Origin of the sequence: Aminobacter sp. J41, assembly GCF_000526635.1 — a bacterium.
Taxonomy (GTDB): Bacteria; Pseudomonadota; Alphaproteobacteria; order Rhizobiales; family Rhizobiaceae; genus Aerobium.
This window is the reverse complement of record NZ_JAGL01000013.1, coordinates 72,128-98,535: the sequence shown is the minus strand read 5'-3', so window position 1 is coordinate 98,535 and position 26,408 is coordinate 72,128. Positions and strand designations below refer to the sequence as shown.

Below are 26,408 nucleotides of genomic sequence, written 5' to 3'. Positions count from 1 at the left end.
ACGCCGCTTCCCGGAGCAACGGACCTGAAGCCCGGCTCCGCCACGCGGCCGTTCTTCGGCGTCCAGCCGCAGCTGGTCGACAATGACGGCAATGTTCTGGAAGGTGCCGCCGACGGCAATCTGTGCATCATCGCCTCGTGGCCGGGACAGATGCGCACCGTCTATGGCGACCACGAGCGCTTCATCCAGACCTATTTTTCCACCTACAAGGGCAAGTACTTTACCGGCGACGGCTGCCGCCGCGACGAGGACGGCTATTACTGGATCACCGGCCGCGTCGACGACGTCATCAACGTCTCGGGCCACCGCATGGGCACGGCGGAAGTCGAATCCGCGCTTGTCTCCCATGAAAAGGTCTCGGAGGCAGCCGTGGTCGGCTATCCGCACCCGATCAAAGGTCAGGGCATCTATTGCTACGTGACGCTGATGGCGGGCGAGGAGGGCTCGGATGAGCTGCGCAAGGAGCTGATTGCGCATGTGCGCAAGGAGATCGGCCCGATCGCCTCGCCGGACCTGATCCAGTTCTCGCCGGGCCTGCCGAAGACGCGCTCAGGCAAGATCATGCGCCGCATCCTGCGCAAGATTGCCGAGGACGACTTCGAGTCGCTCGGCGACACCTCAACGCTTGCCGACCCCGCCGTCGTCACCGATCTGATCGAGAACCGGCAGAACAAAAGGGCCTGAGGCGAAGCCTCGCTAGCCATCAAGCATCACAGCGCCGCGCACCACCCGCGCGGCGCTGCTTTTTCTGGCTACCGCGCGCGGCAGCGCATCTATACCGTCACCAGACAGTCACCGCGGTGCGGCTCCACCGTTCGGGCCTGGATCCTCGGGTCGAGCCCGAGGATGACGATTGGATTGACGAGAAAGAACTCTGCAGTGGCGCAGGTGCCTGCCAGAAGCGTTCAGCCGCCAGGCCTTTTTGACTTAACGATTACGTCCCCACCTCGTCATCCTCGGGCTCGACCCGAGGATCCAGGCCGGAACGCTGCCAACAATCCAGCAGTGGCGAGTAACAACGCAAACCCTCTCCATTAGCCGTCACTAATATTAGTCGCCGGCAGGGTAGGGGAGGGGAGAGCAGGGGAGGGAACCATGAAGCTCGGGGCACTCCTCTTGCTAGCTACTGAGTCTCCTCAAGGAAGACCCAACCATCGATGTGGTCCGACCGCTTTCAGCCCCGCCTGTAGCGCAGGAAGAACAGCAACCAACAGATCACATAGGCCGCGGTGAGGATCACGCCGCAGCCGAGTTCGTGGTCGATGAACAGTCCGGCGAGGAAGCTGCAGATCACGCCGACCGTCATCTGGAAGCAGCCATAAACACCTGAGGCGGCGGCGACCATTGGCCCCGCGTCGCTCAGGGTCATGCCGACCGAAACCGGCCCAAGCGCGCCGGCGGAAAACAGCACGATGCAGCTCAAGGTGATTACCAGCACCGGATTAAGGAAATCCCCGATCGCACCGGCGAGGAAAATAAGGCCGGCGGCAACGCCGATCATGGAGAAGGTCAGAGAAATCATTTTGTTGCTGAACTTCCCGACGATCGAGCGCGTGAGCATCGTCCCCAGCGCAGCCGCGCCGAGCGTGCCCCCGACGCTGTAGCCGACAGCCTGAATGCTGAGCCCCATCTCGCTGTGCAGGATGAAGGGCGCAGAGACGAAGTAAGCGTAGCAGGCCGTCGAGCCCAGCGCGCCGCCAACAGCCGACTGCAGATAATTGCGGTTGCGGACGAGCCCGACAAAGTCGGCGGCCATGCGACCGAGGCTGAATGTGCCGGTCGGATTGCCTGTCTCGGGCAGCCCGACGGCCGAAAGAGCAATCGCGGTAAGCCCCATCAGCGACAGGAAGATGAAGGTCGTGCGCCAGCCGAGCAGTTCGGCGATCTGGGCACCAACGACCGGCGCGACACCCGGGCCGATCAGCAGGATCATGTTCAGGACAGCGATGTTGCGCGTTGCTGCCGCGCCCTTATTGGTATCGGCAACGATAACGCGCGTGAGCGAAAGCCCGCCCGCGCCGCCGAGTGCCTGAACGAGACGTGCGACCAGCAGCAGTTCGACACTCGGGGCAAGAAAGCAGCCGACGGAGCCCGCGAGAAAGACGGAGAGGCCGATTAGCACCGCGCGGCGGCGCCCGAAGGCGTCGGCAAGCGAGCCGTAGACCAGCTGGCCGATCGCAAGGCCGAGAATGTAGATGGTGACGGTGAGCTGGATGGTCGGGCCGTCCGTCGCCAGCGCCTCGGCGGCGCGCGGCAGGGCCGGCACGAAGATGTGCATGGCGAGCGTGCCGCTGAAGGCGATCAGTACGAGCAGGGCGAGCGAAACGCGGACAGGTGCGTCGGAACGCGAAGCAGGTTGGGACATGGTACCAGGAAGGAAAAGGAGGAAACTGAAAACGGGAAGAGCCGGCCGAACCGGCATGCAGGTGTTCAGCCGCTGGCAAGCCGCGCCATCACCTTTGCAAACACTGTCCGAACGACGGCGAGTTCGTCATCGGTCACGTCTGAAAACAGACGCCTTTCGATCTCGACGATCTGCCCAATCAGCCGCTGGGCGCACTCCCTACCGGCTTGCGTGAGCGAAATCAGTTTGCCGCGCCTGTCCGCCGGGTCGGCGATGCACTCGACCAGGCCGCGGCGCGACAGGACGCCGATGACTCTGACAAGCGCGGTCGGATCGAGGCCGAGTTCATCGGCGAGATGTTTCTGCCGCACGGGCTCATCAAGATCGTAGAGCAGGATCAACGGCGCCCGGGTCCCTTCGGTAAACCCCTCCTCCCGGAACACCTCGTCAACATGGCGCCGCCACCTCCGCAGTACGCCCCCGAAGAGACGCCCGAGCCGGTCACGGCCCGTCGCACCGAAGTGGCGGTCGAGAGATTTGACGATAGATGACATGTCATGCATATAGACGAGGCTCACAGCCTAGGCAACAGGGCTGTGATCACGTCCGCATGACCGGCCCATCTGCTACTGCCGCACCATTTCCGCCTTTCAGACCTTTTCAGACTTCAAGCACGATCTTCTAAGACCATGCCCCAAGAACTTTCCGCCTCGGCCAAGCGGACCATCTTCGCCGTCCTCATGTGCTGCGCATTTCTTGCGATGCTCGACAGCCAGATCGTCGCGACGGCCTTGCCAACTATCGTGCAGGAGTTCGGCGGCATTGAGCAGTACAGCTGGGTTGCGGCGTCGTACCTGATCACCCACAGCGCTGTGATGCCGATTTCCGGCAAGCTGGGCGACCTGTTTGGCCGCAAGACGGTGCTCCTCGCGGCAGTGGTGATTTTCCTGCTCGGCTCGCTTGCCTGCGGCGTTGCTCCGTCGATGAACAGCTTGATCGCCGCGCGCCTTTTCCAGGGACTCGGGGCAGGGGGCATCATTGTCTCGGTCTTCGCCGTCACCAGTGACCTCTTTGAGCCACGCGAGCGAGCCAGGTACCAGAGCTTCTCGAGCTTGGTCCTGCTCTTGTCCGCTGCCGTCGGCCCGGTCCTGGGCGGCGTGATGACGGAGTATTGGGGGTGGCGTTCGATCTTCCTCGCGAACTTGCCGCTCGGCGGGGTTGCGCTCGTGCTGCTGATCAAGGTGCTGCCAGACCAGCCGACGGGCCGCAAGCCGAAGATCGACTATCTTGGCGGCACGGTGATCGCCGCACTCGTCACCTGCCTCGTCATCTGGTCCGACAGCCCGCAGCTGTTCGGAAGCTTCACCGCACAGCCAGCCATTGCCCTGCTCGTAGGTCTGATCATCCTTTCTTTCGTGTTCGTCTGGGCCGAGCGGCGCGCGCCAGAGCCAATCATCGCGCTGTCGATCCTCAGGCATAGAGTGATCTGGAAACTGCTCGCCATTTCGGTGGGTGCCGGCTCGATTGCGCTTGGCCTTGCCAACTTCCACGCACTCTACCTGCAGAAGACCACCGGCCTGGCACCCTCGGCGGCCGGCTCCTTCTTCATCGTGCTGATGCTGGGCATTTCAGCTGGGTCGCTGGTCAGCGGCCGCTGGATCTCGCGCACCGGCCAGTACCGCAAGGTGATGTGCCTTGGCCTTGCCGGATGCGCGGTGATGTTCCTGCTGCTTGCCTTCCTGCCGGCTGGCCAGCCGCTTTGGGTTTTGGGAGTTCTTTTCGCCGGCCTCGGCCTCACCAGCGGTCTTGGACAGCAGGTGCCGACGCTGCTGGCACAATTACATGCCCCAAAGAAGGACCTCGGCTCAACGACCGGTGCGGTGAGCCTGTTCCGGATCGCGGGTGCTGCGGTCGCAACCTCACTCTATGGCTCGATACTCAACCAGCGTCTGCCTTCGGAGGGCAGCGCTGCCGCAGCCGATCTGGGTCCAGCCGAATTTGCCCATGCATTTACGGGCGTGTACGGTCTCGCCGCTGCGGTGATGGTCGCCTGCTGCATCCTCGGTGCAACCCTGCCTGCGAAGCAGGACTAGCGAAAGGGAGGGCGCGGAACGATCCCACAGCAAACAGGTTGAGGAGCGGATTCAGCGCTTTGCCTTCCATGACAGAACTTCCCTCGCTTGCTCCTCCCGCCGACTTCTTCGCTCGCGACGCCGTGTCGGTGGCACGGGAGCTGATCGGCTTCCAACTTCTCGTAGACGGAGTAGGGGGCATCATCGTCGAGACGGAAGCCTATACGCCGGATGATCCGGCGTCACATAGTTTTAGCGGCAAGACTGCGCGCAACGCCGCGATGTTCGGCGATCCCGGGACCGCTTACGTCTATCGCTCCTACGGCATCCACTGGTGTCTCAATGTGGTGTGTGAACCGGGCAGTGCCGTGCTCCTGCGCGCGCTGGAGCCGACTTCCGGTATCGAGCACATGCAGGTGCGCCGCGGCATGGAGAAATTGCGCCTGCTGGCTGCGGGCCCGGGGCGGTTATGCCAGGCGCTCGCCGTCGACATTTCGCTGAACGGGCGGTCACTGCAGGGCGCTCCATTTCAGCTGCGCTTGCCTGCCCGACCGCATCCTGTCGCTTGCGGTCCGCGCATCGGCATCTCGCGCGCCGTCGAACAGCCATGGCGGTTCGGTCTTGCCGGCTCCCGCTTCATTTCGAAGCCGTTTCCGCTGGGGCAGCACGAATAGCTGCCCAGCTTAAGAATTCGGCTAGCTTTCGCCAGCCTCTCCACGCAGATTTTGCAGCGCCCCCAGCTGAAAGGAAAAGGCATGACCGCAGGTCCCGCAACCTCCACCCTCGATCTCGGCGTGATCGGCAACGCGGCGGCCGCTGCGCTGGTAGACCGCAACGCCAGCATCGTCTGGATGTGCGCGCCACGCATGGACGGTGATCCGGTTTTCTGCAGCCTGCTGCGCAATGGGGATCAGGGGGAGGGCGCATGGACGATCTCGCTGGAGCGGCTAGCCCACAGCGAGCAGAGATACCTGCGCAACACCGCCATTATCGAAACCATCCTGACGGACGACGATGGCAGCCGCCTGCGGATCACCGACTTCGCGCCGCGCTTCAAATCGGCCGGTCGCATCTTCCGGCCGCAGATGATCGTCCGGCTGGTCGAGCCGATCGAGGGCTCACCACGCATGACGATGCGCGTGCGACCGCTCCAGGACTATGGCGCTGCGGTGCCCGACACAACGAGGGGCACCAGCCACATCCGCTACCTGCTGGGCGATCAGGTACTTCGCCTGACCACGAACGCGCCTGTGGAGTTCATCGAGCGCAGCCGCCCTTTTCTGGTTGATCGCCCATACGCGTTCTTGCTCGGCCCCGACGAGCGGCTTTCAGAGGGCCCTGTCCAGCTCGCACGCCGGTTCCTGGAAGAGACGCAGGACTACTGGTTCGAATGGGTCCGCTACCTCTCTGTGCCTATCGACTACCAGGACGTTGTCATCCGCTCGGCGATAACTCTGAAGCTCTGCTCGAACGAGGAGACCGGCGGCATCGTCGCCGCACTGACGACCTCGATTCCCGAATACGGCGCGAGCGGCCGGACCTGGGACTACCGCTTCTGCTGGCTGCGTGACTCCTACTTTACCGTCAAGGCGCTGAACCTGCTCGGCGCGACCAAGACGATGGAAGACTATCTCGCCTATGTCTCCAATATCGCCGCGAGTTCACCGGACGGCTACCTGCAACCGCTGTTTGGCCTCGGCCTGGAGCGGCGGGTCGATGAGGTGATTGTTGACGGGCTGCCAGGTTATCGCGGGTATGGCCCGGTCCGCCGGGGCAATGCCGCCTACACGCAAGTTCAGAACGACGGCTACGGTTCCGTCATCCTGGCGATCACCCAGTGTTTCTTTGACGAGCGGCTGCCGACCATGGGCGGGCTAGCCCTCTACGAGCGGCTGGAGCGGCTTGGCGAGCAGGCAGCCAACCGATGGAACCAGACGGACGCCGGACTGTGGGAATTCCGCACGCGCGGCGCGATCCACACCCATTCGGCAATCATGTGCTGGGCAGCGTGCGACCGGCTCGCCAAGATCGGAGCCCGGCTCGGCCTCACCAAACGCACAGCATACTGGCGCGGTCACGCCGATCGCATTCATACCGGCATCCTAGAGCAGGCATGGAACGAAGAATTGCAAAGCTTCGTCTCGAGTTTCGGCGGCAAGGACCTCGATGCAAGCCTGCTGATGATTGCGGAGCTTGGCTTCCTGCCGGCGCACGATCCGCGCTTCCTCGCAACCCTGCATGCGTGCGAGCAGCACCTGCGCTTCGGCAACCACCTTTATCGCTACCGCACGCCCGACGATTTTGGCGAGCCGGAAACGGCGTTCACCGCCTGTACATTCTGGCTGATCGACGCTCTTGCACGCGCCGGGCGCCACGCCGACGCGCGGCAGATCTTCGAAGACGTCCTCTCGCGCCGCAACCACCTTGGCCTCTTATCGGAGGGCCTGCACGTGGACACAGGCGAGTTGTGGGGCAACTTCCCGCAGACCTATTCGATGGTCGGCCTGATCTACGCGGCGATGCACCTGTCGCGGCGCTGGGAAGACGTACTCTAGCTGCTTTGCGCGGTGCGCTCGCCCGGAAGGACCTGATCGGCGAGGTCTTTGGCCGGAGCAGCACCAGCCCCTTCGAGCACGTTCAGGAACGAATTCAGCCAGGCGCGCGCGTCCTGCTGGAACACTTTTTGGCGCAGCGCTGCGTGGCGCTCGCGCCGCTCGTCCAACGGCATTTCGAGGGCACGATGCAGCTGGCGCGCCATCTCGTCGATGTCGTACGGGTTGACGATAAGGGCCTCGGTTAGCTCTTCCGCCGCGCCAGCGAACTGTGACAAGACCAGAACGCCCGGGTCGCTCGGCTTCTGCGCGGCGACATATTCCTTGGCGACCAGGTTCATGCCGTCACGTAGCGGCGTGACAAAACCCACCTGGCTGCCGCGATAGAGCGGCGCCAGAACCTCACGCGGGATGGCGCGATTGATGTAGCGCAGCGGCGTCCAGTTGAAGTCGGCGAAGCGGCCGTTGATCGAACCGGTGAGAGTTTCGAGTTCGATGCGGATGTCCGCATAGGCATCAACCGCCTCGCGAGTAGGGGAGGCGACCTGCAGAAAGCTGACCTTCTTCGAAAGCTCCGGATGCTGTTCGAGCAGCCGCCCGAATGCTTTGAACCGTTCCGGCAGGCCCTTGGAATAGTCGAGCCGGTCGACGCCGATGATCTGCCGGCGGCCCAGGATCCTGCGCCGCATCTGATCCATCACAACTTCATCATCGGCTTCAATCGCCATGTCGGCAAAACCCGCCGCGTCGATCCCTATCGGGAACCGGTCGATACGCAGGATCCGGTCGCCGAAGCTGAACGTGTTTTCATCCAGCTGCTCCGCGGTGGCACTTTCGACCAGGTAGTGCCTGAGATTGTTGACGTCGGTCTGTGTCTGGAAGCCGATCAGGTCGTAGTTGAGCAACGCATCCACCAGCCGCGTGTGTTCCGGCGCGGCCGAAAGCAGGTCGCTCGGCGGGAAGGGGATGTGCAGGAAGAAACCGATCTTCTGCCGGCAGCCGAGCTGACGCAAAAATCCGGCGAGCGGGATGAGATGGTAGTCGTGCACCCAAATGAGGTCGTCGGGGTTCAGGAACCGCATGAGCTGCCGCGCGAAGGTCTCGTTAACGCGCCAGTAGCTCTCCGAAAATTCCGTCTGGTAGCCGACGAGGTCGAGCCGGTAGTGAAACATCGGCCATAGGACGCTGTTGGCGTAGCCGAGGTAGTAGTTGGCGAGGTCCTCGGCAGACAGCGAAGCAGCAATGCGTTCAACCTTGCCGATGGTCTCTACCTGCGGCTCTGCCCCGGTCGTTCCGTCTTCCTCGCCATCCCAGCCGAACCAGATGCCTCCGCGCTCCTTCAGCGCATCGGCAAGCCCGACCGCGAGCCCGCCGGAATGGGCACCTGCCCGAAGGTCAGCAACGCGATTGGATACGATGACAAGCCTGCTCATTATTTCAGCTATCCCCGCGGGCCTGCGATCATCGAAGCGAGACCGGACCCTTCTTCATCAGCGCCAACAATCTCAACGTTCACCCTGTTCCCTGTCCCGCGGCCCGGTCGTCCAGCACTTGTGCGAGGTAGCGGGTCACGTCGCGCACGGAGGCGAGGCGGTAGTTCGCTGAAGTCGCTCCCGCCCCAACCTTGACCGTGACGCCAAGCATCCCGTTGACGATCCCGAACCCTGCCTCATCGGTCACGTCGTCACCGGCGAAAAAGGGCAGGCGCCCGGCAAAAGGGGGCTGCGCCATGAACTCGGCGATCGCATCGCCCTTGGTGAGCTGCGCCAGTGTCAGCTCGATCACCATCTTGCCCGGCAGCAGGCGGATGCGCCGGTCGCGCTTGGCAAGCTCGCGTGCAAAGTCTCGGCAGATCGTTTCGAGCTCCGGACGCTTGCGATAATGCAGGGCAACCGCGCCGGACTTTGCCTCTGCCAGCAGGCCGCGCTGTAGCGATGTAAACTCAACGACAGCAGAGACGATGTCTGCGAGGAGATCGGAGTCGACCTCCGCACGTCGGACCACGCCCTCGCCGTTGCGCAGTTCTGCTCCATGCACCCCGGCCATCGGCAGTCGCAACGGATGGAGCATCGTTTCAAGCTGGACGAGGCTGCGCCCCGACACGACGGCAACGGCGCCGCGTGTCGCGTCCTGCAGGCGCGCAAGAACGTCGAGCGTCTCCTGTGCCACCCGCGCTTCGAGCGGATCGGAGACTATTTCGGCAAGAGTCCCGTCGAGGTCGAGGAAGAAGGCGGTCCCTCTAGGCGACAGGATGGGTGGCGGAGAGTTGTGCGAAGGGTCTGGCATTTGTCCTGCAAATGCCGCTGCTTCGACTTCGTTCCCCCGCAACCGCAGTCATCCACAGCGGCTTGAAAAAGAACGGCCCGGGCGAGTGCTCCAGGCCGTGCTGATTTCATCAGAAGGTGAGATCGCGGTCGCCGTTCTCGTCCTTGATCCGGGTCGGCAGGCCGATCTTGTTTAGGAGGCCGAGGAACGGCTGCGGCGGCAGGTCCTCGACATTCGCCATCTTCTTCACGTCCCACTCGCCGGTGGCGATCAACATCGCCGCGGCGACGGCCGGAACGCCGGCGGTGTAGGAGATGCCCTGGCTGCCGACTTCCTCGTAGGCTTCCTTGTGGTCCGCGACGTTGTAGATGAAGACCTCTCGCTCCTTGCCATCCTTGGTGCCCTTGACGAGGTCACCAATGCAAGTCTTGCCGGTGTAGTCGGGCGCGAGCGAGCTCGGATCGGGCAGCACGGCCTTCACCACCTTCAGCGGAACCACCTCGAGGCCCTCGGCGGTCTTGATCGGCTGCTCGGAAAGCAGGCCGAGGTTCTTCAGCACCGTGAAGACGTTGATGTAGTGGTCCGAGAAGCCCATCCAGAAGCGGACGTTCGGGACGCCCAGGTTTTGCGACAGCGAGTGGACCTCGTCGTGGCCGGTCATGTAGGCCTTCTGCTTGCCGACGACGGGCAGGTCCCACTCCTTGCCGATCTCGAACATCTTGTTCGAGACCCACTGACCGTTCTGCCACGACCAGACCTGGCCGGTGAATTCGCGGAAGTTGATCTCCGGGTCGAAGTTGGTCGCGAACCAGCGGCCGTGGCTGCCGGCGTTGATGTCGACGATGTCGATGGAGTCGACCTTGTCGAAGTACTCATCAAGGGCGAGCTTGGCATAGGCGTTGACGACGCCCGGATCGAAACCTGCGCCAAGAATAGCCGTCACACCGGCCTTCTCACACTCCTCGCGACGCTTCCACTCGTAGTTCGCGTACCACGGCGGGGTCTCGCAGATCTTCAGCGGATCCTCGTGGATAGCCGTGTCGATGTAGGCAGCACCGGTGGCGATGCAGGCCGACATGACCGACATGTTCAGGAAGGCGGAGCCCACGTTAATGACGATCTGGGCGCCGGTCTTCTCGATCAGCGCCTTCGTGGCGTCCACATCCAGCGCGTTCAGCGCGTGGGCTTCCAGCTTGCCGTCGGTCTTGAGAGCATTCTTCTCGCGAACGGAAGCCACGATGGCCTCGCACTTGGCCAGCGTGCGCGAAGCGATATGGATGTCGCCAAGCACATCGTTGTTCTGGGCACACTTGTGCGCGACGACCTGCGCCACGCCTCCGGCACCGATGATGAGGACGTTCTTTTTCATTCCGTGCGTGAACTCCATGCAACAGGGGAGGTTAACTCAGGAGAGGCTCGACTCGTAGTCGTCGTAGCCAAACTCGCGAACGGTGCGGATCGATCCGTCCAGCTCGCGGATTGCGATAGCGGGCATGGCCACGCCGTTGAACCAGTTCTTCTTGACCATCGTGTAGCCGGCGGCGTCCTGCACCGAAATGCGGTCGCCGACCTTCAGGGGCTCTGGGAAGCGGAACGTGCCGAAGATGTCGCCAGCCAGGCACGACTTGCCGCAGATCATGATCTCGTGGTCGCCCTGGTTCGGCGCGATCTTCGCGTTCTCGCGGTAGATCAACAGGTCGAGCATATGCGCCTCGATCGATGAGTCGACCACGGCGAGGTGCTTGCCGTTGAACAGCGTGTCGAGCACGGTCACCTCAAGAGTCGTCGACTTGGTGATCGAAGCCTCACCCGGCTCGAGATAGACCTGCACGCCGAACTTCTGCGAGAAGGCCTTGAGGCGCGCGCAGAAGTCGTCGATTGGGTAGCCTTCGCCGGTGAAGTGGATGCCGCCGCCAAGGCTGACCCACTCGGCGCGCTTCAGGAGCTCGCCGAACCGCTCCTCGATCTGGTCAAGCATGCGGGAGAACAGGCCGAAGTCGCTATTCTCGCAGTTGTTGTGGATCATGAAGCCGGTGATCTTGTCCATAACCGGCAGCACCTTCTCCTGGTCCCACTCGCCCAGGCGCGAGAACGGACGCGCCGGATCGGCAAGGTCAAAGGACGAGGACGATACGCCGGGGTTGAGGCGAAGGCCGCGCACGATGCCCGCAGCATTACCCGCAAAGCGCTCCAGCTGCTGGATCGAGTTGAAGATGATCTTGTCCGAGTAGGACACGGCCTCATCGATCTCATGGTCAGCCCACGCCACCGAATAGGCGTGCGTCTCGCCGCCGAAGCGCTGGCGGCCAAGGCGCACCTCGTTGAGCGACGACGAGGTCGTGCCGTCCATGTGCTCGCGCATCAGGTCGAACACCGACCAGGTGGCAAAGCACTTCAACGCCAGCAGCGCCTTCGCGCCCGACTGCTCGCGCACGCGGTCGATCTTCTGCATGTTCGCCAGAAGCTTGGACTTGTCGATCAGGTAGTAAGGCGTACGCGGCTCGCTCGAAGCGGACATGGGCAGACCTGCTAATTCTTGCCGGCATTTGCCGGAATAACGGGAGATGGATCACGCAGCGGTGTGCCAGCCGCGTGGGAAGTTAATGCTCAGCTGCCAGCCTCGCCGAGGTTGGCAGGCATCGCCTATGCCGAAGTAATAAGCGCTTTCGCGCTGTTACCTCGGCGTGGGTACGGAAAATTCGGCCTGAATGGCAGGCGCAACTGGGGCGTCATACCGGCGAAGGTATCACGGAGACTGGCATCGCACGCTCTCATGAGCGGCATGCTCGAAGGTTCTTCCGTTTGGGTGGCTTCCAGTACGACTGGGCCCATCCCCAATTGGAAGAGGGCGTCGCACATCATGGCGTCCTCTCCAACCAGTAGATGAAGCTGCATCATAAGCAGGCGGGCCTTATAGCACCAATGGAGCGGCGATCAATAATTTCATTGGCCGCCGCTTCAGTTTCTCCCGTTAAACTTGCGTTGGCGATAACGCGCCTCACGAAGCGGGTAGTATACGCCGCCGTGGCTGTCTGGTGAGGATTTCCGGTTCCTCGGCGAGGCGCGCAAGGAACTCGGCAAGCTCAGGTTCGTCGATCAGCTTCGCAGCTTCACTGACGTTAAACCAGCGCCGCTTCCGCCTACCCGCATCCTGCCAATGCGTCAGCGTCCCCCGCACCCGGAAGCCGAAGAGGGCAACCCGGCAGGGCAGGGGGGGGCCGACCTCCCGATCGCTCATGCAGCTGTATTCGGCAACGATGTTGGGGCCGATGTCACCAATGACGCCGGCCTCCTCGAAGGCCTCAATGGCAGCGGCCATGAACGGCGCCTGTCCGCTGGCGGGCCAGCCCTTTGGCACGACCCAGCGCCGCCGCTTCAAGGACGTGATGAGCAAGATCTGCAACTCGCCATTACCGGAGAGCCGCCACGGCAGAACACCGTATTGCCGGGCGGACGCTTCGAGAACTGCAGGACGCGGGTGGGTTTCAACCTGTTCGATGATCGCGGTCAACGCAGCCCTCCCATGCCGTCACGTGGATGGATCGGGGCGGGCACCTTGCACCACGGGCAGCGCCAGGCGGCTCGCGGAAGGGTTCGACGGCAGGAAGGACAGATCGGGCGGTTCCAGAAATGGTACATTGGCACGCTCCAGCTTGGCGATGCCGTTAGCATCGCAAAAGCCGCTATGTTCTTGAGGCTGTGCCCGGAGCGTCCTGGTCAGGTGCGGCGTTCAGGATGAAGAACGACGCTCCGGGCCGAAGTCCGCGCTTCGCCGGCAAGCCTCGTCATTCTGATGAACGTTTTCATGCACATAACTTCAATGTGGGGATTTTTTCGGCGTTTTCAAGGCGTTAGCAGGCGCTATAGACAGCAGAAGCCCTGCGCCGGATGTCGCACCTCACAAAGGTTAGAAATCACCTCCGTGCGTGGGTATGGTGCCCCGTTCTTCTGATTCCGTGTGAGTTATGGCTACAGACATCAAAAAGCTTGCCGCCCGTATCGCCGACGAGATCGGAGCACGACCGCAACAGGCCGAGGCAGCGATCGGGCTGCTGGACGAGGGAGCGACCGTCCCGTTCATCGCCCGCTACCGCAAGGAAGTCACCGGCGGGCTGGATGACACGCAGCTTCGTCTTCTCTCTGAACGGCTGATCTACCTGCGCGAACTGGAAGCGCGGCGCGAGACGATCCTCAACTCGATCCGCGAGCAGGGCAAGCTGACCCCGGCGCTGGAAGCCGGCATCGCGGCGGCTGCTACCAAGGCGGACCTTGAGGACCTTTACCTTCCCTACAAGCCGAAGCGCCGCACCAAGGCGCAGATCGCGATCGAGCGCGGCCTGCTGCCACTGGCCGAGGCAATCCTTGCCAATCGTGCTTCACTGCCGGGCGAGCTGGCAGCCGGCTACATCACCGACGAAGTGCCGGACGTGAAGTCGGCGCTGGAAGGTGCGCGCGACATTATCGCCGAGCGGGTCTCGGAAAATGCTGAACTGATCGGCAAGCTGCGCAACTACATGAAGGAGCACGCCTTCCTGCGCTCCCGCGTGATCGAGGGTAAGCAAGAAGCCGGTGCCAAGTTCTCAGACTATTTCGACCACGTCGAACGCTGGGCGACGGTACCGAGCCACCGCGCGCTCGCCATGTTGCGCGGACGCAACGAGGACGTGCTGGCGCTCGACATAGAGGTCGATGCCGACGATCCGTCGCCGATAAAGCCGGTGGTGCGGATGATCGCCAACGCCTACGACATCGGCTCGACGCTGCCGGGCGATGCTTGGTTGCTCGACGTCGCTGGCTGGACCTGGCGCGTGAAGCTGTCGTTGTCACTCTCGCTCGACCTCATGCGCGACATGCGCGAGCGTGCTGACGAAGAGGCGATCAACGTCTTTGCCCGCAACCTCAAGGACCTGCTGCTGGCCGCGCCCGCCGGCTCGCGTCCGACCATGGGCCTCGACCCCGGCATCCGTACCGGCGTGAAGGTGGCGGTTGTCGACGGGACGGGCAAGGTGCTCGCGACGACGACGGTATACCCGTTCCCGCCGAAGAACGACGTGCGTGGCACGCAGGCCGAACTCGCCTCGCTGATCCGCAAGCACAATGTCGAGCTGATCGCTATCGGCAATGGCACCGGTAGCCGCGAGACCGAAAAACTGGTCGCCGAGATGATCTCCGACATGCCGCCGCCGAAGCCGATCAAGGTGATCGTTTCGGAAGCGGGCGCCTCCGTCTATTCCGCATCCGAAACCGCTGCGGCCGAATTTCCCGACCTCGACGTGTCGCTGCGCGGCGCGGTCTCGATTGCCCGCCGCCTGCAGGACCCGCTCGCCGAGCTCGTGAAGATCGAGCCGAAGTCAATCGGCGTCGGCCAGTACCAGCACGACGTCGACCAGTATCGCCTCGCACGCGCGCTGGACGCGGTGGTCGAGGACGCGGTGAACGCGGTCGGCGTCGACCTCAACACGGCTTCCGCTTCGCTGCTCGCGCGCGTGTCGGGCCTCGGCTCCTCTCTCGCCGAAGCCATTGTGGCGCATCGAAATGCCAACGGCCCGTTCAGGAGCCGAAAGGAACTGCTGAACGTTGCGCGGCTTGGCCAGCGCACCTTTGAGCAGAGCGCGGGCTTCCTGCGCATCCGCGACGGTGACGAGCCGCTCGATGCTTCAGCGGTGCACCCGGAAGCCTATGGCGTTGCCCGAAAGATCGTCCAGGCCTGCGGCCGTGACGTGCGCGCGTTGATGGGTGACGCTGCCGCCCTCAAGGCGCTCGATCCGCGGGTCTTCGTTGACGAACGCTTCGGCCTTCCGACGGTCAAGGACATAATTGCCGAGTTGGAAAAGCCCGGCCGCGACCCGCGCCCGGCCTTCAAGACCGCAACCTTCGCGGAAGGCATCGATGACATCAAGGACCTCAAGCCCGGCATGGTGCTTGAAGGGACGGTGACCAACGTCGCCGCCTTCGGCGCCTTCGTTGACATCGGCGTCCACCAAGACGGCCTGGTGCACGTGTCGCAGCTGGCCGATCGCTTCATCAAGGATCCGCATGAGGTGGTGAAGGCAGGCGACGTGGTGAAGGTCACCGTCACAGAGGTCGACATCAAGCGCAATCGCATCGGGCTGTCGATGCGCAAGGATGCTGGTGCCGGCGGCGGGCGCTCCAATGAACGTCCCGCAAGCGGCGGACGACAAAATATGCCGCAGCACGCCAGGGGTAGTGGCCGCAACGATCGTTCTCGTGAGGGCGGGGCAGGGCAGGGAGCGCTGGGAGCCGCTCTCGCCGCAGCCTTCAACAAGAAGAAATAGGCATCAATACAAAGGGCGGCACTCCGGCCGCCCTTTCTCATTCCATTCGGGAATTTACTTGTCATTGTCGACGTGCTCGGGCTTGCCCTTGCGCTTGGTGGAGGCCAACTCGTCGAGCTGCTTCTCGCTCATCGACTCGTACATGTCGCGGGACGCGCCCTTGAGGTCGCTCTTCTTCGCGTCGCCGCGCTTGGCAGAGAGTGCCGCGCCGGCGGCTTTCTGCTGCGCCTTTGATTTGGCTGGCATGACACATCTCCTTCTCCAGCTTCGTCATCCGAACGCCGGAGAAGGAAAAATGTTCGGCCGAAGCCTTATGGCAGAACGTGCAGCGAAGCCTGCGACGGCGAGGCGAAGACCCGCGAACCCTGCTGGAACAGGCCGCGTTCGCCGGGGTTGGAAACGTCGACCAGCCACTCGCCGAGACCTTCGACATCAAGCAGATACTCGGCCACGTTGCCGAGGAACATGGCGCGCTTCACCGTAGCAGCGAAGATGCCGCTCTCGTCCGAAAGCGAAATTGCTTCCGGACGCAGCACCAGTTCGACGTTCGTGCCGTCCGGCTTGGTGGTCGGGTTCGCCAGGGTGAAGTGCTTGCCGGAGATCTCGACGCCGCCGGGTACGACCTTGCCCTTGACGAAGTTCGCCTTTCCAATGAAGTCGGCAACGAAGCGGCTGGCCGGGCGCGCGTAGACCTCGCGCGGCGAGCCGATTTGCTCGACCACACCTCCATTCATCACGACGATCTGGTCGGAAATGCTCATCGCCTCGATCTGGTCGTGCGTCACGTAGAGCGAGGTGATGCCGAGGCGCTGCTGCAGTTCGCGGATTTCGACGCGCATCGTCTCGCGCAGCTTCGCATCGAGGTTCGACAGCGGTTCATCGAACAGGAGCACGCGCGGCTCCATGACGATCGCGCGGGCAAGCGCGACGCGCTGCTGCTGGCCGCCCGAGAGCTGGTTCGGCGAGCGCTTCTGCATCGCGGTCAGGCCGGTGATCTCGAGGATGCGGTCGGCCTTGGCCTTGATCTCGGATGCAGAAAGACCCTTCAGCCGCAGGCCGAAGACGACGTTCTCGTAGACCGACAGGTGCGGGAAGATCGCGTAGGACTGGAAAACCATCGCCGCATCACGGCGGTTCGGCGCGACATTGTTCATGCGACGCTCGCCGAACATGATGTCGCCCGAGGTCGGTTCCTCGAAGCCGGCGATCATACGCAGGAGCGTGGTCTTGCCGCAGCCTGAGGGGCCGAGCAGCGTGACGAGCTGGCCGGGTTCAACCGTCAGGTTGACGCTTCGAACCGCATGGACGGTCCTTTCCGGTGCATCAGGGCTTGCGAACTGCTTGTTCAGCTCGCGGATGACGACAGCCTCAGCCATCAGAACCTCACCATGTTCGTATGTCTCGTCATGCGATTGACGAAGGCGTTGATGACGCCGATTGCGACCAGCACGATCAGAATCACCAGGATCGAGTAGGCCGCGGCGACGCCGAGACGACCGGAGCCAACCTGATTGAGGATCTGCACCGTCATCAGGTTCCAGTTCGCGGAAACGAGGAAGATCGCGGCGCTGATCGCGGTCATGGCACGTACAAAGGCGTAGACGAGACCGGAGAAAAATGCCGGCGCGATCAGCGGCAGCGTCACCTTGCGGAACGTCGTCAGCGAGCTCGCGCCGAGGTTCTGCGCAGCTTCCTCGATCGACGGATCGATCTGGCGCAGCACTGCGATGCCCGACTGGATGCCCACCGGCACGTAGCGGAACAGGAAGCAGAGCACCAGGATCGTCAGCGTGCCGGTCAGGATCAGCGGATAGCTGTTGAACGCAAGGATGTAGCCGATGCCGACCACGGTGCCCGGCACTGCGTAGGACAGGATCGAGCCAAACTCCATCGCGCTCTTGCCCGGGAAGTTGCGGCGCACGACGAGGAAGGCGACCAGCATGCCGAAGAGACCGCTGATCGGAGTAGTGATCAGCGCGATGATCAGCGTGTCGGTGACGGTCTTGAAGCCGACGTTGAAGACATAGGCGAAGTGCGCCAGCGTCAGCGTGTAGTCGAACCCCCAGACCTTGGTAATCGCGCCGACAACAATGACCGTGTAGAATGCCACGACGATCAGCGCGAACAGCAGCACGAAGGCATAAAGCAGCCACTTGACCGGGTCGCTGACGATTTTCGACGTCGAAGCGGTCGGCTTACCGGTGACGGTCACGTACTGCCGCTTGGAGAGCCAGTAGCGCTGGATAGCGAATGCCGTGATCGACGGGATGATCAGGATAACGGCAAGCATCGCGCCCCGCGGCAAGTTGAACGAGCCGGTGATCTCCAGATAGGCCTGCGGCGCCAGCATCGGGAAGGCAGCGCCCGCCAGCACCAGCGGATTGCCGAAGTCTGCGAGCGACTCGATGAAGACGATGAGGAACGCGCTGGCAATACCCGGCAGAGTTAGCGGGAAGGTGACCTTCCAGAAGGTCTGCCAGCGGCTCGCGCCAATATTCAGCGCTGCGTCCTCAAGGGTGGGAGAGATAGAAGCAAGCACGCCCCGCAGCGAGAGATAGGCGATCGGCGCGAAGGTGAAGACCTGCGACAGCACCACGCCGTGAAAGCCGTAGATGCTGAAGTCCTGCAAGCCCATCAGCTGCTTTGTGATCAGGCCGTTGAAGCCGAACAGGAACAGGATCGACACCGCCGACACGAAGGGCGGCGAGATGATCGGCAGGATCGTGATGAGGTGCAGCAGCTTCTTGAACGGCACGTCGAGACGCGTCAGCACGAAGGCTGCAACATAGCCGATGACAACGCCGAACAGGCCGACGAGCGCGCCTACAGAAAGACTGTTGGCGAGCGCGTTGCGGTAAAGCTTGCGCTCCGCCAGCAATCCGTAGTGGTCAAGAGTCCAGACCCCGCGCTCCTGGAAGCTGGCGATGAAGACCATCGCCAGCGGATAGACGACGAACACGAGAATCGAGACAAAGATGACCCCGACCAGCGCGAGAAGAATGGGATCTCGCGCCAGGATGCGGAGCTGCGATCTTGCGTTCGTCAGCACGGTGTCAACTCGCTCTAGTTACTGACCCAGAACTTCTTCGACCCAGCGGTCAACCAGCCGCTGACGGTTCTCGGAAGCGAACTTGGCCTCGTACGGCACCAGCTTGATGTCGCTGAGTGTCGGGATACCTTCACCGGCCGAGACATCGCTGCGGATCGGCAGGAAGTAGGTCTTGTTTTCGGAAAGCTTCGCCTGGCCCGCAGCCGAAGTCATCCAGTCGACCAGCTTCTTGGCGTCGTCGACATTCGGCGCGTCCTTGAGGATCGACATGGCAGCGACTTCGTAGCCAACGCCCTCGCTCGGGAACACGACCTTGACCGGGAAACCCTCATCAAGGAGCTTCAGGAAGCCCGGCGAGAACTGCAGCGCGATCGGCGTCTCGCCAACGCCCAGAGCGCCCGACGGAGCGGTGCCGCTCTGGGTGTAGGTCTGGACGTTCGGGTTCAGCGCCTTCATGTATTCAAAGGCCTTGTCCTCGCCCCACAGCTCGTTGAGCGTCAGGATGACCGCGTAGGCAGTGCCCGACGACTGGGGCGACGGCATCTGGATCAGGCCGCGATAAGCCTCATTGGTGAGGTCTTCCCACGAGGACGGAATCGGCGCGCCGCGGCTCTCGAGGATGTCGGTGCGCACGCCAACCGCCAGCGGGTTGGTGTAGATCGCATGCCAGTATCCCTCGGCGTCCTTGAAGTTCTCGGCGAGGTCGCCCGAATTGGCCGAAACGTAAGGCTGGGTCAGGCCGCGCTCCTTGGCGAGAATGTGGTTCTCGCTCGGCGCACCAAACCAGACGTCGGCCTGCGGGCGGCTCGCCTCGGCCTCGATGCGAGACAGCGCAGGGCCGGACGACAGGAAGACCATCTCGACGTTAACGCCGGTATCGGCTTTGAACGCATCAAGGATCTTGGTCGCGTTCTCCTCGTCAACGCTGGTATAGATGACAAGCGCGTTTGCCGAGCTTGCGGCCATCAGGGTAGCGAACGAAGCGGCGATGATCTGGGTCAAGGGAAACTTCATTTTAACCTCCCAATAGGGTTCGGGCCGGCTTTTGGCCGGCCTGTCTCGTTTCGCCGGCAAACTATCCGGCGCCTGATTTCGCGTCAACGAATGGACAGGTGACCTAAAGTCAGGAGTGGATAACCTGTTCGTTTCGCCCGTTTATTCGGTTCCATAATGCGGATTATGCCACTCGGAACTGTTGGTGATTTCAGGCGATGTTCGCTGTTGCGAATGCCGCATGCCTCCTGTTCTATCGGCACTGACGCGAACAGATTGGGGCCCTGCGCAGCCGATGTCGATCAATATCTACCGGGAGTCTGCCTGCAGCGCATTTCCGGGCTTCCCCACACCCAGGCGTCCACATGGACGAACGGAATGAAGTCCTTGGATTCAAAGGAACATTCCCTCTGGTTCACCAGTGCGATGGGCCTCGCGCAGATCTGCTCCTGGGGCACGTTGTTCTACGGATTTCCGTTGATCGCGGCGGCGATGCAGGCCGACCTCGGCTGGTCGAAGCCGACACTCTACGGCGCGGCGACCATCGGCATGCTACTTGGCGGACTCGCCGCTTATCCTGTCGGCACGGCAATCGACCGGGGCCTCGGTCGCTACCTGATGTCGGGAGCATCCGTGGTGGCGGCGCTCCTCTATGTCATCTGGTCGCAGGTCGACACCGTCGTACCGTTCTACCTTGTACTGGCAGTGCTGGGACTCATGCAGGCCGCGACTCTCTATGATCCCGCGTTCGCGGTAATCGCCCGGCGGTTCGGCCCGGCCAGGGCTCGAAGCGGCATCACCACCCTCACGCTGTGGGGCGGGTTTGCCAGCACCGTCTTCATCCCGCTTATCCAGTTCACGATCGACATCTATGGCTGGCGCAGTGCCTTGCTGCTGATGGCAGCTGTCAACTTTTTCATCTGCGGCGGGCTCTACTTCCTCGTCATCAATCCGAAGCGCGACGAGACGGTGCACCTGCTGCAGTCGGGAGCGACCGCGAGCAACACAGGACGCGGTGCCGTGCGGGCAGCGATGCGCCTTCCCTCCTACTGGGGACTAATGGTTGCCTGGATTTCCTACGCCATCGCGATTTCGACGCTGACCTACCACTTCTTCCCGCTGCTGATCGAACGCGGACTGAGTTCAGCCGGTGCGGTCGCGGTGCTCAGCGTCATCGGCCCGGCGCAAGTTGCCGGGCGCGTTGTCGTCGTGGCTTTTGCTGGGCGCGCACCAATTCGCATCGTCGGCTCGTTCACCGTGATCGTCTTTCCGCTCGCCATCCTGTGCTTCGCGTTTGCACCGCCCGAAGTGCTGATGTTGAGCGCGGTAGCTGCCGTCTACGGCGCCGCGAACGGGATAGCGACAATCGTGCGCGGCACCTCTGTGCCGGAGATGATCTCCAACACCCACTACGGCGCGATCAACGGCTCGCTAGTTGGGCCGATGAACATGACTACGGCGCTGGTACCGCTCGGCGCCGCCTTCCTTTGGGAAGCGACCGGCAGCTATGACGCGGTACTAGCCGCCATGTTCCTCGGATCGCTCTGCCTTTGCGCCGGTTTCTGGTTCGCAGCGATAAAGGCGCGGCGGTAGCTCAAAGCAGACCAGCGGAAGCGAGGTCGCGCATCAGGTGGCTAGCGCCGTAGGTCCAGCGCGAGCACTCGTTGCTTAGCCGCACCCGGTTCACGAGCGCGCCCAGAGAGGGCGTGGAGATGGTGACGATGTCGTTGAGGTGATGGGTAAATCCCTTTCCCGCCCCGTCACGATCCTGGATCGGCGCGAACATGGTGCCGAGATAGAGCACCAGGCCGTCCGGATACTGGTGGTGGTCGCCGATCGCGGCCGCAACGAGCGACTCAGGTGTGCGCGAAATCCGGCTCATCGATGAAGAGCCTTCCAGGACGAAGCCGTCCTCGCCGCGCACCTCGAGCCCGATCTCCATTGTTTTTACCGTGTTCAGCGAGAAGCTGTCGTCGAATAGGCGGATGAACGGCCCGAGTGCTGCCGAGGCGTTGTTGTCCTTCGCCTTGCCCAGAAGCAGTGCCGAGCGGCCCTCGACATCACGCAGATTGACGTCGTTGCCGAGTGTCGCGCCGACGATGCGCCCTCCTGATGACACGACAACCGCCACCTCCGGCTCCGGATTGTTCCAGCTGGAGACCGGGTGCAGCCCGACATCTGCGCCGTAACCGACGCTCGCCATTGGCTGGCACTTGGTGAAGATCTCCGGGTCCGGTCCAATGCCGACTTCAAGATATTGGCTCCAGACGCCGCGCTCGATCAGGCGCTGCTTGACCGCCACCGCCATTTCGGAACCGGGAACGAGTGCCGAAAGGTCCTCGCCGATCAGTTCGAGAATGTCGCCGCGCAAATCGTCGGCTCGGGCGGGGTCGCCCTTCGCCTGTTCCTCGATGACGCGCTCCAGGAGGCTGACGACGAAGGTCACGCCTGATGCTTTTACCGCCTGCAAATCGATGGGCGACAGGAGCAGCGGCTTCCCCGCGTCGCGCTGCTCGAGGCTGTTGGCGAGCGCATCATCCACACGGCCTACCGCCCGGCCTTCGGCATAACGCACATAGGCCACAGGTTCTTCCATCTCGCAGATGTCGCGCACGGTGGGCGCCGCCCGCGAAGTGATGTCGACAAGCTGCCCGTCGCGGATGGTGACGACACAGGGATGGGGGGTGTCCGGCACCTTTGCACGGCCGAGAAAAACACCCTCGTTGAAAGCATCCATCACTCTTCCTCCCACTTGCCTGCGCCGTCAGACGCCGATTCGCCCGCTGAGCTCGTCCTCGATATGCACGCGAATGATCTCATCGAACGAGCTCTCGGCGGCAAAACCGAGCGTCTTTGCTCGGCTAGCGTCAAAATCCTTCGCCCAGCCGTCAACCATTTCGATGATCAGCGGGTCCGGCTCACGCCGGATCAGCTTCACGGCCTTCTCTCCGGCAGCGCGCCGCAGCGCCTCGATTTGTTCGCCGACCGTGGCGGAAAGGCCCGGCATGTTGAGATTGCGGCGACTGCCAAGCACCGCCGTATCCATCGCCGCCGCCTGCTTCAGGAATCTGACCGCGCTGCGGGGGCTGACGTGCCAGTGGCGCACGTTCTCATCGACCGGCAGCACCGCCTCCTGGCCGACCAGCGGCTCGCGCAGGATCGAGGAGAAGAAGCCGGATGCCGCCTTATTCGGCTTGCCGGGGCGAATGCAGACGGTCGGCATGCGGATGCCGACGCCATCGACGAAGCCACGGCGCGAATAGTCAGCGAGCAGCAGCTCGCCGATCGCTTTCTGCGTGCCGTAGCTGGTGCGTGGCGTCGTGAAAAACTCGTCGCTGATCTTGTCCGGGAACGGTGCACCGAACACCGCAATCGACGAGGTGAAGACCAACCGCGGACAGTAAGGCTCTTTTGCACTTGCCTGGCGGATCGCCTCGAGAAGATATCGCGTGCCATCGAGGTTGATGGCATATCCCTTGTCGAAGTCGAGTTCGGCTTCGCCGGAAACGATCGCGGCAAGGTGAAAGATGATGTCAGGCCGGTCGGCGATAAGCCGCGCCGCCACCGCCGGATCAGAAATGTCTACGGCCGCGATGTCGAAGCCGATGCTGCTTCCGCCTGGCTTTTCCGGCGCAACCACATCTGCCAGCTTCATGCGCGAGATCGCCTTGCCGCCGAGCTCGCCGTCGGCAACGAGCGAGTGTGTCAGCTTGCGGCCGAGCATGCCCGCCGCGCCGATGATCAGGATGTTCATGTCCGAGCACCTCCCCTGTCGGTGCTTTGCCGCACCTTCAATTCGTAACCGATGTCGACAGCAGCCGGGCTCGGCCGCTCGCCGCGTGCGGCGGCGATCACCATCTCGATCGCGCGACGACCTACGTCGTAGCGGTGGGTGCGGATCGAGGAGATCGAGGGCACGCTCGTGGCGGAATATTCGAGGTCATTGTAACCCATGATGCCGAACTGGTCGGGCACGCGGATGCGCCGCCGCTGGCACTCGAACAGTGCGCCGAGCGCCATATCGTCATTGTTGCAGAACACCGCGTCGGCGTCGGGCACCATGGCGAGGAAGTCGGCAAAGATCTGGCTGCCGAGCGTCACCGAGGACGGCATTGGCGTCGTCAGGATCAGCCGCTCGTCATAGAGCCCCGCGTCGTGCATCACCTGCTCGTAGCCCTCAAGACGCCGTCGCGCGCGCGGGTCCATCCGCGCGCCGATGAAACCAATGCGGCGATAGCCCTGCTCGATAAGGTGGCGCGCGGCAGCTCGCCCCCCTTCGCGATGGTCGAAGCCGATCATCATGTCGATCGGGTCGTCGTTGTAGTCCATGATCTGGACCACGGGGCAGCCAATGCCCGCCAGGAGCGCGCGGGCAGCCGGTGTCTGGTCGACGCCGGAGACGATCAGCCCTGCAGGGCGCTGCGAGCCAAACACCTTCAGCAACTCCTCCTCCTTGCGCGAGGTGTAGCGCGTATTGCCAAGCTGGACCTGATAGGGTGAGCCCTCGATCGCGTCGTAGATGCCGCGTAGCACGTCGGAGAAGACCTGATTGGTGACCGAAGGGATGATGACACCGATGATCGGCGTCGTTGCCGAGGCAAGCGCCCTCGCAGCCTGGTTAGGGGCATAGCCGAGCCGTTCCACCGCATCGGCCACACGTTTGCGCACCTTCTCCGAAACAATGTGGGGCGTGCGCAAAGCTCGTGATGCGGTGATAACGCTCACATCAGCAGCCTCCGCAACATCTTTCAATGTTATCGCCTTGTAAGTGTTCTTATTTTTCTTCAATACCTACCCCGATCCGCTCCTCTGATCTCCCGCGGATGTTGACAATGACATACGCTGTCATTTAACCGTTTGTCTAGCCGGGACTTCGATTACTCAGCCGGCTCGGGGAGAGGATCGGCCGTTTACTTCAACGGACGCCCCTAGGGAGGAAAATGACCGTGATTTGCAGGAAACCGCTCCTGAAACCGGCGGAGCTTGTCCGTGCATAGGGCGACGGGTGCTGCCACGCGCATCATCGAGCTCGTCATGGTGGCGCTGCTCGCAGGCATGGCGCTGATGGTCTTCGTCAACGTCGTGCTGCGCTACGGCTTCAACTCCGGCATCGCCATCTCCGAGGAGATGGCGCGGTTCTTCTTCATTTGGCTGACCTTCATCGGTGCCGTCGTCACCTTCCACGAGAACGGCCATCTCGGCGTCGAGACGATGGTTCGCATGTTCGGGCGGCAGGGTCGCGTCATCTGCATGGCGCTGACCAACATCCTCATCATCTTCTGCTGTGCCATCCTGTTCTGGGGCACCTGGCTGCAGATGCCGATCAATGCGTCGATGCATGCGCCGGTGAGTGGCATGCCGATGATCGCCGTGTTCGGCGTCGCCTTCTTCACCTCAGTCGGCATTGGCCTGATCGCCCTTGCGCGCCTAATCCGCATCCTGACCGGCAGGGTCACGGAAGCAGAGATCGCTGCTTTCGTCGGCGACTATGACGACATCGAAGCTCTGACGGGACGCGGCGAATGACAATCATCGTATTCCTCGTCTCGCTCCTCGGCGCCATGGCCATTGGCGCTCCGATCGCCTTCGCGCTGATGTTCTGTGGCGTCGCACTGATGACCTATATGGGCATCTTCAACACGCAGATCGTGGCGCAGAACATGATCGAGGGCGCGAACAGCTTCATCCTGCTCGCCATCCCCTTCTTCATTCTCGCCGGTGAGTTGATGAATGCGGGCGGACTATCCAAACGCATCATTGACTTCGCGATTGCCATGGTCGGCCACCGCCGGGGCGGCCTGGGCGTCGTCGCGGTCATCGCCGCGCTCATCATGGCGTCGCTCTCGGGCTCAGCCGCAGCCGACACGGCGGCGCTTGCCGCCATCCTCATCCCGATGATGCGGACCGCCGGCTATGACGTTCCGCGCTCGGCCGGCCTTATCTCGGCTGGCGGTATTATCGCCCCGGTCATTCCGCCGTCGGTTGCGTTCATCGTCTTCGGCGTCGCAGCCAACGTCTCGATTACCCAACTATTCCTCGCAGGCATTGTACCGGGCCTGATGATGGGCATCGGCCTGCTGATCGCGTGGCAGATCGTCGTTCGGCGCGACAATGTCGCGGTTCTTCCCAAGCAGAGCTGGGCCGAACGCCGCCGTGCAACCACCCGCGCGGGCTGGGCGCTGCTCATGCCGGTAATCATTCTGGGCGGCATTCGCTTCGGCATCTTCACGCCTACCGAAGCTGGTGTCGTCGCCGCCGTCTATGCCCTTTTCATCGGCCTTTTCGTCTACCGCGAACTTAAGTTCAGCCAGCTCTACGGCGTGCTGCTGCGCGCTGCAAAAACGACAGCCGTCGTGCTGTTCCTGGTTGCATCCGCGCTTGTCTCGGCCTGGCTCATTACCAGCGCGAACATCCCGGGAGAGATCAGCGGCATCCTGAAGCCGCTGATGGGCCACCCAACGCTGCTGCTCATCGCGATCATGGTCGTGGTGTTCATCGTCGGCACCGCGCTCGACCTGACCCCGACCATTCTTATCATGACGCCGGTGCTGATGCCGATCATCCGCCAGGCGGGCATTGATCCGGTCTATTTCGGCGTGCTGTTCATCATGAACAACTGCATCGGCCTGATCACCCCGCCTGTCGGCGTCGTCCTCAACGTGGTCAGCGGCGTCGCCCGCGTGCCCATGGGGCGCGTCATCATCGGCGTGCTGCCGTTCCTGCTCGCGCACTCGATCGTGATGTTCCTGCTCGTGTTCTTCCCTCAGCTTGTGACCGTCCCGCTCGCATGGCTGCGATAGGATCGCCTTTCGATAACGAAAACAACCAGTGGAGGAG

The 26,408-nt window shown here is 62.7% G+C and carries 21 protein-coding genes and 1 pseudogene; 8 read left to right on the top strand and 14 right to left on the bottom strand.

From position 1 onward, the window contains the following. Positions 1 to 684 (top strand): annotated as a pseudogene (locus tag L630_RS0111120) (AMP-binding protein); the annotation flags it as partial. Between the two features lie 490 nt (positions 685 to 1,174). Here L630_RS0111120 and L630_RS0111115 read toward each other — a convergent pair. Together L630_RS0111115 and L630_RS0111110 are read right to left on the bottom strand one after the other, a co-directional pair. After that, positions 1,175 to 2,365: a Bcr/CflA family efflux MFS transporter gene (locus L630_RS0111115; protein WP_186445256.1), complete on the bottom strand. Its 1,191-nt coding sequence runs from the start codon at positions 2,363 to 2,365 to the stop codon at positions 1,175 to 1,177. A gap of 65 nt (positions 2,366 to 2,430) precedes the next feature. Beyond that, positions 2,431 to 2,922: a MarR family transcriptional regulator gene (locus L630_RS0111110; RefSeq protein WP_144708634.1), complete on the bottom strand. Its 492-nt coding sequence runs from the start codon at positions 2,920 to 2,922 to the stop codon at positions 2,431 to 2,433. A 111-nt stretch (positions 2,923 to 3,033) separates the two neighbouring features. Between L630_RS0111110 and L630_RS0111105 the strand changes: the two genes are divergently transcribed. The 3 genes from L630_RS0111105 (at position 3,034) to L630_RS0111095 (ending at position 6,971) form a co-directional block, all read left to right on the top strand. Then, positions 3,034 to 4,437, top strand: a complete 1,404-nt coding sequence (locus L630_RS0111105) for an MFS transporter (protein ID WP_024848329.1) — start codon at positions 3,034 to 3,036, stop codon at positions 4,435 to 4,437. A gap of 68 nt (positions 4,438 to 4,505) precedes the next feature. Further along, positions 4,506 to 5,090: a DNA-3-methyladenine glycosylase gene (locus L630_RS0111100; RefSeq protein ID WP_024848328.1), complete on the top strand. Its 585-nt coding sequence runs from the start codon at positions 4,506 to 4,508 to the stop codon at positions 5,088 to 5,090. Positions 5,091 to 5,171: 81 nt separating this feature from the next. Further along, positions 5,172 to 6,971 carry a glycoside hydrolase family 15 protein gene (locus L630_RS0111095; protein WP_024848327.1) on the top strand — a complete coding sequence of 600 codons (1,800 nt, stop codon included), beginning with the start codon at positions 5,172 to 5,174 and terminating at the stop codon, positions 6,969 to 6,971. Here L630_RS0111095 and L630_RS0111090 read toward each other — a convergent pair. From L630_RS0111090 to L630_RS0111065, 5 genes are all read right to left on the bottom strand, one after another. Further along, positions 6,968 to 8,401, bottom strand: a complete 1,434-nt coding sequence (locus L630_RS0111090) for a trehalose-6-phosphate synthase (RefSeq protein ID WP_024848326.1) — start codon at positions 8,399 to 8,401, stop codon at positions 6,968 to 6,970. The genes L630_RS0111095 and L630_RS0111090 overlap by 4 nt on opposite strands. A 79-nt stretch (positions 8,402 to 8,480) precedes the next feature. After that, the gene (gene otsB / locus L630_RS0111085) at positions 8,481 to 9,254 is read right to left on the bottom strand and encodes a trehalose-phosphatase (protein ID WP_024848325.1); all 774 of its coding nucleotides are present in this window, start codon (positions 9,252 to 9,254) and stop codon (positions 8,481 to 8,483) included. Between the two features lie 109 nt (positions 9,255 to 9,363). Beyond that, positions 9,364 to 10,602 carry a saccharopine dehydrogenase family protein gene (locus L630_RS0111080; protein ID WP_024848324.1) on the bottom strand — a complete coding sequence of 413 codons (1,239 nt, stop codon included), beginning with the start codon at positions 10,600 to 10,602 and terminating at the stop codon, positions 9,364 to 9,366. A gap of 36 nt (positions 10,603 to 10,638) precedes the next feature. Then, positions 10,639 to 11,751 (bottom strand): carboxynorspermidine decarboxylase, encoded by a 1,113-nt coding sequence (locus L630_RS0111075; RefSeq protein WP_024848323.1) that lies wholly within the window; start codon positions 11,749 to 11,751, stop codon positions 10,639 to 10,641. Positions 11,752 to 12,231: 480 nt separating this feature from the next. Next, positions 12,232 to 12,744 (bottom strand): NUDIX hydrolase, encoded by a 513-nt coding sequence (locus L630_RS0111065; protein ID WP_024848321.1) that lies wholly within the window; start codon positions 12,742 to 12,744, stop codon positions 12,232 to 12,234. A 454-nt stretch (positions 12,745 to 13,198) separates the two neighbouring features. Here L630_RS0111065 and L630_RS0111060 point away from each other — a divergent pair, with 454 nt between their 5' ends. Then, on the top strand, positions 13,199 to 15,529 hold the full coding sequence (locus L630_RS0111060; protein ID WP_024848320.1) for a Tex family protein: 2,331 nt from the start codon (positions 13,199 to 13,201) through the stop codon (positions 15,527 to 15,529). 54 nt (positions 15,530 to 15,583) lie between these two features. On the opposite strand, the gene L630_RS0111055 is transcribed toward L630_RS0111060, so the two are convergent. From L630_RS0111055 to L630_RS0111040, 4 genes are all read right to left on the bottom strand, one after another. Next, complete coding sequence (locus tag L630_RS0111055; protein ID WP_024848319.1) at positions 15,584 to 15,775, bottom strand: DUF3008 family protein; 192 nt, start codon at positions 15,773 to 15,775, stop codon at positions 15,584 to 15,586. A gap of 65 nt (positions 15,776 to 15,840) precedes the next feature. After that, positions 15,841 to 16,905 carry an ABC transporter ATP-binding protein gene (locus L630_RS0111050; protein WP_024848318.1) on the bottom strand — a complete coding sequence of 355 codons (1,065 nt, stop codon included), beginning with the start codon at positions 16,903 to 16,905 and terminating at the stop codon, positions 15,841 to 15,843. Then, entirely contained in the window at positions 16,905 to 18,578 is a 1,674-nt protein-coding gene (locus L630_RS0111045) for an iron ABC transporter permease (RefSeq protein ID WP_024848317.1), read from the bottom strand. The genes L630_RS0111050 and L630_RS0111045 overlap by 1 nt, the downstream gene beginning before the upstream one ends. Positions 18,579 to 18,596: 18 nt before the next feature. Beyond that, the gene (locus L630_RS0111040; RefSeq protein WP_024848316.1) at positions 18,597 to 19,592 is read right to left on the bottom strand and encodes an ABC transporter substrate-binding protein; all 996 of its coding nucleotides are present in this window, start codon (positions 19,590 to 19,592) and stop codon (positions 18,597 to 18,599) included. A gap of 357 nt (positions 19,593 to 19,949) precedes the next feature. Here L630_RS0111040 and L630_RS21315 point away from each other — a divergent pair, with 357 nt between their 5' ends. Continuing rightward, positions 19,950 to 21,164 carry an MFS transporter gene (locus L630_RS21315; RefSeq protein WP_034329973.1) on the top strand — a complete coding sequence of 405 codons (1,215 nt, stop codon included), beginning with the start codon at positions 19,950 to 19,952 and terminating at the stop codon, positions 21,162 to 21,164. 1 nt (position 21,165) lies between these two features. On the opposite strand, the gene L630_RS0111030 is transcribed toward L630_RS21315, so the two are convergent. Genes L630_RS0111030 through L630_RS0111020 form a run of 3 tightly spaced genes read right to left on the bottom strand, consistent with a single transcriptional unit; the run spans position 21,166 to position 24,359 of the window. Further along, positions 21,166 to 22,308, bottom strand: coding sequence for a fumarylacetoacetate hydrolase family protein (locus tag L630_RS0111030; protein ID WP_024848315.1), 1,143 nt, complete (start codon positions 22,306 to 22,308; stop codon positions 21,166 to 21,168). 27 nt (positions 22,309 to 22,335) lie between these two features. After that, a complete protein-coding gene (denD, locus tag L630_RS0111025) occupies positions 22,336 to 23,325 on the bottom strand; it encodes a D-erythronate dehydrogenase (protein ID WP_024848314.1) in 990 nt (329 codons plus the stop codon). Then, positions 23,322 to 24,359 carry a LacI family DNA-binding transcriptional regulator gene (locus L630_RS0111020; RefSeq protein ID WP_024848313.1) on the bottom strand — a complete coding sequence of 346 codons (1,038 nt, stop codon included), beginning with the start codon at positions 24,357 to 24,359 and terminating at the stop codon, positions 23,322 to 23,324. Before L630_RS0111020 ends, denD begins: the two co-directional genes overlap by 4 nt. Positions 24,360 to 24,605: 246 nt before the next feature. Here L630_RS0111020 and L630_RS0111015 point away from each other — a divergent pair, with 246 nt between their 5' ends. Both L630_RS0111015 and L630_RS0111010 read left to right on the top strand, forming a co-directional pair. After that, the gene (locus L630_RS0111015) at positions 24,606 to 25,097 is read left to right on the top strand and encodes a TRAP transporter small permease (RefSeq protein ID WP_051473210.1); all 492 of its coding nucleotides are present in this window, start codon (positions 24,606 to 24,608) and stop codon (positions 25,095 to 25,097) included. Beyond that, the gene (locus tag L630_RS0111010) at positions 25,094 to 26,371 is read left to right on the top strand and encodes a TRAP transporter large permease subunit (protein ID WP_024848311.1); all 1,278 of its coding nucleotides are present in this window, start codon (positions 25,094 to 25,096) and stop codon (positions 26,369 to 26,371) included. Before L630_RS0111015 ends, L630_RS0111010 begins: the two co-directional genes overlap by 4 nt. Positions 26,372 to 26,408 lie beyond the last annotated feature (37 nt).

Coding starts and splice junctions, on each gene's coding strand:
- L630_RS0111115 (WP_186445256.1), bottom strand. CDS start 2,365: ATGTCCCAACCTGCTTCGCGTTCCGACGCACCTGTCCGCGTTTCGCTC.
- L630_RS0111105 (WP_024848329.1), top strand. CDS start 3,034: ATGCCCCAAGAACTTTCCGCCTCGGCCAAGCGGACCATCTTCGCCGTC.
- L630_RS0111100 (WP_024848328.1), top strand. CDS start 4,506: ATGACAGAACTTCCCTCGCTTGCTCCTCCCGCCGACTTCTTCGCTCGC.
- L630_RS0111095 (WP_024848327.1), top strand. CDS start 5,172: ATGACCGCAGGTCCCGCAACCTCCACCCTCGATCTCGGCGTGATCGGC.
- L630_RS0111090 (WP_024848326.1), bottom strand. CDS start 8,401: ATGAGCAGGCTTGTCATCGTATCCAATCGCGTTGCTGACCTTCGGGCA.
- otsB (WP_024848325.1), bottom strand. CDS start 9,254: ATGCCAGACCCTTCGCACAACTCTCCGCCACCCATCCTGTCGCCTAGA.
- L630_RS0111080 (WP_024848324.1), bottom strand. CDS start 10,602: ATGAAAAAGAACGTCCTCATCATCGGTGCCGGAGGCGTGGCGCAGGTC.
- L630_RS0111075 (WP_024848323.1), bottom strand. CDS start 11,751: ATGTCCGCTTCGAGCGAGCCGCGTACGCCTTACTACCTGATCGACAAG.
- L630_RS0111060 (WP_024848320.1), top strand. CDS start 13,199: ATGGCTACAGACATCAAAAAGCTTGCCGCCCGTATCGCCGACGAGATC.
- L630_RS0111055 (WP_024848319.1), bottom strand. CDS start 15,775: ATGCCAGCCAAATCAAAGGCGCAGCAGAAAGCCGCCGGCGCGGCACTC.
- L630_RS0111050 (WP_024848318.1), bottom strand. CDS start 16,905: ATGGCTGAGGCTGTCGTCATCCGCGAGCTGAACAAGCAGTTCGCAAGC.
- L630_RS0111040 (WP_024848316.1), bottom strand. CDS start 19,592: ATGAAGTTTCCCTTGACCCAGATCATCGCCGCTTCGTTCGCTACCCTG.
- L630_RS21315 (WP_034329973.1), top strand. CDS start 19,950: ATGAAGTCCTTGGATTCAAAGGAACATTCCCTCTGGTTCACCAGTGCG.
- L630_RS0111030 (WP_024848315.1), bottom strand. CDS start 22,308: ATGGATGCTTTCAACGAGGGTGTTTTTCTCGGCCGTGCAAAGGTGCCG.
- denD (WP_024848314.1), bottom strand. CDS start 23,325: ATGAACATCCTGATCATCGGCGCGGCGGGCATGCTCGGCCGCAAGCTG.
- L630_RS0111015 (WP_051473210.1), top strand. CDS start 24,606: ATGGTGGCGCTGCTCGCAGGCATGGCGCTGATGGTCTTCGTCAACGTC.
- L630_RS0111010 (WP_024848311.1), top strand. CDS start 25,094: ATGACAATCATCGTATTCCTCGTCTCGCTCCTCGGCGCCATGGCCATT.